The 6,760-nt window shown below is 45.0% G+C and carries 4 protein-coding genes; all 4 read right to left on the bottom strand.

The window, feature by feature from the left end:
* Positions 1-268: 268 nt before the first annotated feature.
* Positions 269-1,171, bottom strand: a complete 903-nt coding sequence (sucD, locus tag QZV24_RS10115) for a succinate--CoA ligase subunit alpha (protein ID WP_290656016.1) — start codon at positions 1,169-1,171, stop codon at positions 269-271.
* Between the two features lie 14 nt (positions 1,172-1,185).
* Positions 1,186-2,385 (bottom strand): ADP-forming succinate--CoA ligase subunit beta, encoded by a 1,200-nt coding sequence (gene sucC / locus QZV24_RS10110; protein WP_290656018.1) that lies wholly within the window; start codon positions 2,383-2,385, stop codon positions 1,186-1,188.
* A gap of 1,342 nt (positions 2,386-3,727) precedes the next feature.
* Positions 3,728-5,425, bottom strand: a complete 1,698-nt coding sequence (locus QZV24_RS10105) for a bifunctional diguanylate cyclase/phosphodiesterase (RefSeq protein ID WP_294523466.1) — start codon at positions 5,423-5,425, stop codon at positions 3,728-3,730.
* Between the two features lie 42 nt (positions 5,426-5,467).
* Positions 5,468-6,556, bottom strand: coding sequence for a tetratricopeptide repeat protein (locus QZV24_RS10100; RefSeq protein ID WP_294523464.1), 1,089 nt, complete (start codon positions 6,554-6,556; stop codon positions 5,468-5,470).
* Between the last annotated feature and the right edge of the window lie 204 nt (positions 6,557-6,760).

Raw genomic sequence — 6,760 nt, 5'->3', positions numbered from 1 at the left:
GCCATTGTTCAAATTTTTCTTCTTTAGAAGAAAAATCTTCCAATTAGCGTTTCAACGAGCTGGGAGATATGCTCGCCAGCTGTTGTAGTTTGTTTTCCCACACCTAAAGAGGTGGGGGACATCCTAAAGCTCGTTATAAAGGTTTTAACTAATACAAAAACGGAACCAAGAGAATCATTTATAATCCTCTCAGCTCCGTTTTCAACTGATGCTAACTAAGAATCCACACTCGTAATTTCCAGCTGTGCATTCCTAATTCATAATAAAATTAGCAGGTATGGCACTCATCATAAATACCGGCTTCCTTCAGCTTCTTAACCACAGTTTCGCCCATGGTAGCCACCGTCTCGGCTACAGGAATTCCTACCGCATTCAAAGCCTTAATCTTATCCGCTGCCGTACCCTTGCCGCCAGCGATGATAGCGCCTGCATGACCCATGCGTTTGCCCGGAGGCGCCTGCACACCGGAAATGAACGCAATAACCGGCTTTTTCATATTTTCCTTGATCCACTGGGCAGCTTCTTCCTCAGCTGTGCCGCCGATTTCACCAATCATCATAATTGCCTTGGTTTCATCATCTTCATTAAAGAGTTTCAATGCATCGATAAAGTCAGTCCCCTTGATTGGGTCTCCGCCAATACCGATGGCAGTAGTCTGGCCGATACCGGCATTGGACAGCTGGAAGGTTGCCTCATAAGTCAAGGTTCCGGAACGGGAAATAACCCCTACATGACCCTTCTTATGGATATAGCCGGGAATAATACCCAGCTTTGCCTCATCAACCGTCAAAATACCAGGACAGTTTGGACCAATCAGGCGGGTTTTCTTCCCTTCCATATAACGACGAACCTTGATCATATCCTGTACCGGAACATGCTCAGTGATGCACACTACTAAATCCAACCCAGCTTCAACGCCCTCCATAATGGAATCAGCGGCAAACCGTGCCGGAACGAAAATAACTGAAGCAGTTGCGCCAGTAGCCTTTACGGCATCCTCTACAGTATCAAATACAGGAACGCCCTCAACAGTCTGGCCAGCCTTGCCTGGTGTAACACCAGCCACAATCTTTGTACCATAATCCAGCATCTGCTTGGTATGGAAGGCTGCTGTCTTACCAGTTATACCCTGAACAATTACCTTTGTATCTTTATTTAATAAAACACCCATTTCAGCAGACCTCCTTAGTTCTTCTTAGCTTCTTCGACCCGTTTTACAATATCCTGAGCGCCGCCCTCCATCGTAGGAGCCATAAATACATTCTTAACAGGATGCTCTGTCAAAATCTGACGACCACGCTCAACATTGGTACCTTCCAGTCGAACCACTACAGGAACCGGGATACCATCCTGACCGGTCTTCTCAGCAATAATCTGAGCTGCCTTCTGGATGCCTTCGGCAATAACATCACACTTGTTGATGCCGCCAAAAATATTTACAAAAATGCCCTTTGCCTGACCACCATCAAGCATAATCTCAAAAGCAGTGGCGATTTTTTCCGGAGTAGAGCTGCCGCCTACATCCAGGAAGTTTGCCGGCTCACCGCCGTAATACTTCAAAATATCTACTGTAGCCATAGCCAAGCCAGCACCATTAACCATACATGCCACATCGCCACCCAGGTTAACATAGTTCAGGCCCTCATTGGATGCCCACAGCTCCTTAGGGTCTTCCTCAGTTTCATCCCGCAGCTCCACGATATCCGGATGACGGAACAGACCGCTGTCATCAAAATTCAGCTTAGCATCAAGGCAAATCACATCATTCTCTGCCGTAACAACCAGCGGATTGATTTCTACCTGGCTGCAGTCCTTACCCATAAAGGCTGCATAAAGCTTAATCATAATTGCCGACGCCTTCTTGATGGCCTCTGGTTTAAAATTCATCTTGTAGGCCATACGGGTAGCCTGAAATGGTGCCAAACCAATAGCCGGGTCAATGTACTCCTTGATAATCTTTTCCGGAGCCTCAGCCGCTACCTTTTCAATCTCCATACCGCCTTCCTCGGAACCAATCATAACCACCTTGGCAGTAGACCGATCGTTTACGAAGCTGAGATAATATTCCTTTTCAATGTTGGAACCTTCCTCTATAAGGAGACGATTAACCTTTTTGCCATCAGGGCCAGTCTGGTGTGTTACCAAAACCTTGCCCAACAGCTCGGTAGCATACGCCTTTACCTCGTCCAGGTTCTTGGCAATCTTTACACCGCCGGCCTTTCCACGACCACCGGCATGAATTTGTGCCTTTACCACGGTTACCTTTGAGCCCAGCTCCTCAGCTGCCTTTACCGCTTCATCAACAGTAAACGCCGGTATTCCTCTAGGTACATTAACACCAAAGGACTTCAGGACCTGCTTGCTCTGATACTCATGAATGTTCATTTTATCTGTCCTCCCAATTATTTTTTACCCCGAAAAGTAAGAAAATACCTAACTATCGTTATATATTATACCGCTAATTTATATTTTTTCCCATATCTATTATAGAAAATTCTAAAATTATTTATCATTAACCAATTTAATTATAAATAACAATTATTTTTTTAATATTATTATAATTTTTTCCAAATTTTTTGAAAATAAAGAAGGATTTTTGGAGTTTATAGTGAATTATAAGCTGTGTAAAAGTTGTTCCGTGTTTTGCGAACAAAAATTCACAAAACAATTCAGGAACATCGAGGATTATATTATTTTATTTTTTGGAGGGGTATTTTTATGAAGAAAAAGGCTTTGCTCGCTGCAGTATGCGGTTTGGCATTAAGCATCTCCGCAACTGCATTGGCTGCTACCACAAGCTCTGTTGTTGGTATGTCCGGCTTGTCTCCACTGGCTGACAGACCAGAGGATAACTGGAAGCAGATGCTGCCAAAGAACACCTATAAGCTCGTTACTGCTCATCAGGTAGAGGGCCGTCAGGGTGTTGCTTCTGAGGGTGACTATTTCTGGGTTTCCGGTTCCAAGACTCTTGCCAAATATGACAGACATTGGAATCAGGTAAAGATTAACAAGACTCCATTCGATGGTTACAAGATTCCATCCAACCACATTGGTGATATCGATGTTTACCAGAATGAAATCTATGTAGGCGCTGAGAACTTCATGGATGGTGTTGGTAAAGACATCCAGATTGCTATTCATGATGGCGATAGCCTGAAGCTGAAGAGAACCTTCCCATTCGAGCCAACCTCTGGCCAGGAAGAGTGCTCCGGTATCGCAGTTAACCCAGATACCCAGACCGTGTGGATGTGCTCTTGGGTAGGCGAAGAGTCCGGCCGTTATCTGTATGAATATGATCTGAAGACCGGTAAGTATCTCCGCAAGGTACACATCCAGGCTCCACCTCAGTGGGTACAGGGTATGGCTTACTTTGAGGGTTCCTTCTATCTGACTGCTGATGATGGTACCGCTGATGAGAAAGAGCCAGATCATCTTTATCGTGTAGACATCAGCCCAGGTGCTTCCAACGCTCCTGTAGTTCTTGAGAGAACTTTCGATGATGTTACTTTCCAGGGCGAAATCGAGGGTCTGACCTTTGATAAGAAGAAGAGACAGTTCCTGCTCCACTACAACCGTGGTTCCCGTATCGTTCTCGGTATGGTTAAGGGCTTCTATCCTGGTTATGACAAACAAGGAAATCTCCGAAGTATTCGTATACGACATCACCAACTGATTTCCAGTCAAATGACAACAAAAAAGAGGGACGCTTCGGCGTCCCTCTATTTTTTTATTGTTCATTTATTAACAGTTCCAAGCAATCCTCTGTACTCATTGGCTTGGCATAATAATATCCCTGCACCACATTACAGCCAATTTCTTTCAAAAACTCCACCTGTGTCTCCGTCTCTACCCCTTCCACCACGGTATCAATTCCCAAATTATGCGCCATCTGAACCACGCTCTCCATTATAATGGACGCCCGGCTGGATCTCTCAAAATTTTGAATAAACTTCATATCCAGCTTTAATACATCTACAGCCAGATCCTTTAAAATATTCAAAGAAGAATATCCGCTGCCAAAATCATCCATCAATACCGTAAATCCGGCATTTTTGAGTTTTTTCAACACCTTGACCAGCTGGGCCGGATTATCCATATAGGCAGATTCCGTTATCTCTATCCGCAACATCCACGGCTCCAAGTCGTATTTTGCCAAAAGGGATTGCATATAGTCCACAAAGCTCTGGTCATACATATTTATCCGGGATACATTGACGGATATTGGCACCACCTCAAGTCCATTATCACGCTGCCGGCTCAAAAAGCGGCAGGCAGCCCCCCAGGCAAAGCGGTCCAGCCGAGTAACAAATCCATTTTTTTCAAAAACATGAATGAATTTACTTGGACTCATCAAGCCTTTTTGTGGGTGATGCCACCGAATAAGCGTCTCCGCCGAAACAATTTTGTTGGTATCGGTATTATAGATAGGCTGAAGATAAATGCAAAAATTATTGTTGTCCATGGCCCCTTCCATGTCCCGGACCAGCATTTGCTCCTCCATCAGACTGGTGCGAAGCTCTTCATCATAATAAGCATACCGTTTGTTGTAATTGCCCTTTACCGTGTTCATGGCCATGTGGGCCCGGTCCAGCATTTTATTTACCGACAGATAGACATTGTCCACCACAAATACTCCGGCATAAAACATAATACTCCGATATACAGCCAGGGAGCGCATCACTGCATCCAACCCCTGAATCACCAGCTCCATATCCAGCGTATCCTCCGGCACACACAGGGCAAACTGGTCCGCTGACAAACGGGCAGCCAGTCCCCTGCGGCCTGCCACTGTTTTAAAATAAGCCGCTGCAGTCTTTAGTATCATATCACCGGTTTCCATATTGAACATTTCGTTAATAACCTTAAAGCAACTTATGTCCAAATACACAATGCAGTACCGCACCGACCGGTTTTCCTGCACCATCTTGGAAGCCTTGGTCATAATTGTCTGGTGATTATACAATCCCGTCAGCTGGTCAATCTCAATGATATTCTGCATTTCGGAAATCTTATCCGCCTGGGCCTTCTGACGAACCTTCCGCCATTCATTTTCCAGTCGGGCCATAACATTTCTCACCCGGATTTTAACAATAATCGGGTTATATGGCTTGGTAATGTAATCAGCGGCGCCATTTTCCAACGCCTGCACCTCACTATTTACCACATCCTGCGAAGTAGTGACAATAACCGGAATATGACTGAACCGGGGATTTTTATGCAATACTCCCAGCACCTCCATACCGTTCATTACAGGCATCATCAAATCCAGCAGCATGATGTCCACATTGCGGCTTTCCAAAATTTCCAAGGCCTCCTCACCATTGGACGCCTCCAAAATCTCGTACTCATTCTGGAAAAACTGTGACAAAATGGCTCTGTTAATCTCCACATCATCTACGATGAGCATTACCGTTCGTTCAGTCATTGTCATCACCACATCTCTCTTGCAGCCGATTGGCTGTAACTCTTATCTGGACAGCTCCGCAACCCGTTTTTGGGCCTGCTCTACCCGATCATAATCATTGTAGGCCGCATACCGCAAAAATTTCTCATAAGCCTCCAGAAGCTTTGCATCATCCTTGGCAACCTCGTAACACTGGGCCAGATTGTAATATGCATCAGAAAACTCATTATTACACTCCAAGGCTTTTTGGTAAAGGGCGATAGCTGCATCATTGTTTCCCTGTAAAAATTCTATATACCCTTTGCCGTTATACACCTCCGGATGCCGATCATTAACAGCCAGACTCATGTCAAAATATTTATTGGCGGTAGCAAAATCCTTCTTATCGGCATACAGCACCCCTAGATTGTCCAAAGCGCCATAATCCGCCGGATCATATTTTACCACCTGCTCATAATCAGCAATGGCATGTTCTGTGTCATGACTCTGGGTATAGAGAAAAGCCCGGATGGACAAAAAAGTTTTGTTGGATGGCTCAAAGCCCAAGGCCGTGTTAATATCCCCCATAGCCTCGGCATGCTTTTTCTGTCGCATAAAAAGCATACACCGCTTGTAGAAATACATCACATCATTGTTTTTCAGGGAAATGGCCTTATTATAATCCTCCAGGGCATAATCGTCACCCTTCAGCATTTCATAGGTCATAGCCCTGCGATAGTAAAATACCGGATTGGCCGGCTCCAACTCAATAGCCTTGGTCAAATCCCGCATAGCATCAATAGTCTCGCCAGTGCTGCCATAGGCCAAAGCCCGCAGGCCATAGGCCTGGGCGTGATTTGGGGCCAACTCGATGACTTTGGTAAAATCCACGATTGCTTCTTCAAACCGCTGCTGGTTAAGATAAACGGTTCCCCGCTGACCGAACAGAGCTGCCTTGGTCGAATCCAGCTCAATGGCCTTATCCAGGCATGACAATGCTTTATCATATTCCCTGGCCCGCATATGCTCAACACTTTCCGTAAACAGCTGCTTCACTTTATCAGGATTTGCCGTATTATCTGCAAAGGCCACCGGGTGAGTCAACAACATACCGGCCACCAACAGCGCTCCCGTAGACTTTGTAAGCTTCTTCAAAATACCATAATTACTCATTGAAAACTTCTTCCTTTGTCATATTTGTGTACATAAGATACCATATTTATATTTCAACACATTTCTTTTTTTTCCTGCAACTGCTTTTATTTATCCACCATATACTTCTTATTATGAAAAAGACTCTCGTATCCGCTTTGACTACCGCTCTGGTAGTAGGCGCTGCATCCACTACTTTTGCAGCTGCTAATCCTTTCGCTGATG

Source organism: uncultured Anaerovibrio sp. (assembly GCA_902786545.1).
Lineage (GTDB): Bacteria > Bacillota > Negativicutes > Selenomonadales > Selenomonadaceae > Anaerovibrio.
Note: the sequence above shows the minus strand (reverse complement) of the source record. Positions and strands in the feature narration are given on the sequence as shown.